Origin of the sequence: Nostoc sp. FACHB-888, assembly GCF_014696655.1 — a bacterium.
Lineage (GTDB): Bacteria > Cyanobacteriota > Cyanobacteriia > Cyanobacteriales > Nostocaceae > Nostoc.
Genome location: NZ_JACJQM010000360.1, coordinates 1 through 2,676, shown reverse-complemented (window position 1 = coordinate 2,676; position 2,676 = coordinate 1). Strand labels below are relative to the sequence as shown.

At 38.8% G+C, this 2,676-nt stretch carries 2 protein-coding genes; one reads left to right on the top strand and one right to left on the bottom strand.

Features of this window, described 5'->3' with window-relative positions; genetic code table 11:
* Positions 1-1,122 precede the first annotated feature (1,122 nt).
* A protein-coding gene (locus tag H6G26_RS40780) for an ISKra4 family transposase (protein WP_190737727.1) occupies positions 1,123-2,192 on the bottom strand; the annotation gives its coding sequence in 2 pieces (ribosomal slippage) (positions 1,123-2,036 and positions 2,036-2,192; 1,071 coding nt in all).
* Positions 2,193-2,284: 92 nt separating this feature from the next.
* On the opposite strand from H6G26_RS40780, the gene H6G26_RS40775 reads away from it, so the two are divergent.
* On the top strand, positions 2,285-2,676 hold a 392-nt coding region (locus H6G26_RS40775; protein WP_190737725.1), incomplete at its 3' end, for an Rrf2 family transcriptional regulator.

Genomic DNA, 2,676 nt, shown 5'->3' with positions numbered 1-2,676 from the left:
TTGCTTGCTCGTCTCAAAGAAAGTATTTCATGAACGAGTAAGCTTTTTCTACCTCCAAAAAATTTTTAGATTGTACATCATCCTTCTATCCGCCATCGCCTGACTTATGCCATTACTGCGGGAGTGAGCCTTAAAGCTGTAGTCCTTATCCTGCATAGCTTATAGCTTTTCTTAGTGCCATTCTGTTCAGTAGTAGATTTGACTGCGGCAAGGATACTGTCATTGCCAGTACCCAAGGATTCATTTCTAGACTGTTCCGTTGTCAGGACAATAATTTGGGCAATTGCACCTTTATCAATACTGGATTGTGGTGTGATTGACTTGGTAGTGTGACGAATGTAAAATTAAGTACTAAGTAAGTTATCAGGAACTTAAGTATCAGTTAAACCATTACCCTTCTTTTGTCCACAAATTGTGGACATTTGGTGAGTAACTAATCTAACTTCTCCACCTCAGAGTTCCGGCAAATACCGCCCGATCACCTCCTGTCCGACGATATACCTGTGGTAGAAATCCCCAGCCTTCAAGGGAACACAGTAAGCTAATCAGCATTTAAGTTGCAATATAGCTGAAATTACCTTTATGCTTGATGTTCCGAAAAAAGTTCTTGGCTAGGGGCGGCATGGTTGCTTTTAAAAGGCTTCATTTTATTATTATGCAACTTAAGTGCCGATTAGCTTAACGTGGTATCTGCACTAGCTGAGTAATATTTCCGTAACCAAAAGTTTAAGCGCTTCGGCTATTACCTCTTCCCTACCGTTGCCTTCAGAACAACCGCCTTTCCACAGCTTTCATATTGCTGGCTTAAGGTGATGGAACAAGCTCTCATGTATAAAGGAGTGATCGCGTCTTTGCAGGAGAATTATCTGGACATTTTATTACTTGTAAATGCCTTGTAATTTTTATCTGTCTGTATATTTTATTCGCTGGAAGTCCCTAATTGCACAATTCGGAGCGATCAACAGTAAATAAACAAGACGGTAATTTTGTCAATCACTGTTATTTATTATTTTGAGAAGAAATCAAAATAACTAATATGAGTTAATTATTTTAGAGTTGAGATAAGATTAAAGCCTTAAAAACTTATATAGTATTGGGAGCATCCACTTTTGGCAGAAAGACTCAAATAGCTAATAGACCATTGAGATAAGCACAACGAATAGAGAGGATGTGATTAACACTATCAACATTCCACTGTGCGCCAGAAATTTTAATCCTCGCACCAATTTGTTTAATAGCAGATTCAACTGCTCCAGAACCAATAGAACAAAGTTGTTCAGCCTGGTAATAGGCATAGTTGACAATACGAGAGCGATGTTTTTCTAGATAAGCAATGAAGTTCTTCGCCTGTTTACCTCGGCAATGAAGAAATAAAGCTTGAGTGTTATCTACCTGACCTTGCCATAACAGAGCTTCAGCAGCTTTTAGCCGCTTTAAAGAACCGCCAACTTTATAGAGATTTTCTTTGAGGTGATACCAATCTAAAATTTCCCAACGTTCAAAATTCTCACTTTTACCAAACTCTTTGACAAGATTCCACACACCATCATGACCATCACCCAAGCAGACTAACGGATTAACAAGACACTGGCTATTGACATAATCAACTAATGATTGGTTGTCATCAAAAAACGCACCATAGTAAATCCCTTGTAGACGAACAGTTTTATAGTCTCGCCAGTGACAGCCTGCTTGAGGTTGTCCCCTAAGTCGGACTTTTCCCCCATCCACACTCACTTCTGACACAGCTTGTTTTGCTACGGGTAGCTGAAAATCCTGTTCGAGAACTAGTTTTTGTTGTGTCGTGTGACCAACTTTCACCCCTGTTAATGCCTCAATCTCGATTTCTGCTTTTTGGTATGAAACATTAGCTGATAGCCTTAAACAGCACTTTTGAAGTAATGGACTTAAACGACTTCTTGGCTTTAAACCCAGTCTGTGTATCTGTTTCGCTTTTAATTTTAATTCCCCTACGAGACTTTTGATTTTCCTAATTTTACCTACTTTTGTTCCAGTTTTCTGTTCGATAAAAAAAGGGCTATTTCTGGGCTGACTAGTTCTAATATTTGACTCCGCACTGTTTTTTCTATGCCTTCGAGGTCTGTCAGCTTACTTTTGTCTGCTTCTTCATACAACAATGTGGCCAATTCTTCTAAGCACGCTTTGATTCGTTCTTGTTTATCCTGGTTCATGGTGAGTCATGCACACTATTTTATCTGTTGTTATATTTTCCCAGAACTTGTATATCTTCCAAAAGTGGATGCTCCCTATAGTATTTAGCCTGATGAAACTATCAAATAGTTCTGAATACTCACTTTTAGCGATGTTGGCATTGGTAGATTGCTACCACAATGGCGATTCAATGCAAATTAAAGAAATAGCAGAGCTAAGAAGTATACCAAATCGCTATTTAGAACAGCTACTAGCTACACTAAGATGCCGAGGTTTAGTTAACAGCATACGTGGTTCTAAAGGTGGTTATGTTTTAGCACGTGAGCCTCGGAAAATTACAGTTTTAGATGTTTTAACTTCCATTGAGGGAGTAGAAATTGATGCATCTACCAACAATACAACTCTTGAAAACATAGAATCAAGCATTGTGGAAGAGATTTGGCAAGAAGCTTGTCAAGCGGCTAACCTGGTTTTGCAAAAGTATTCACTCCAAGACCTTTGGGA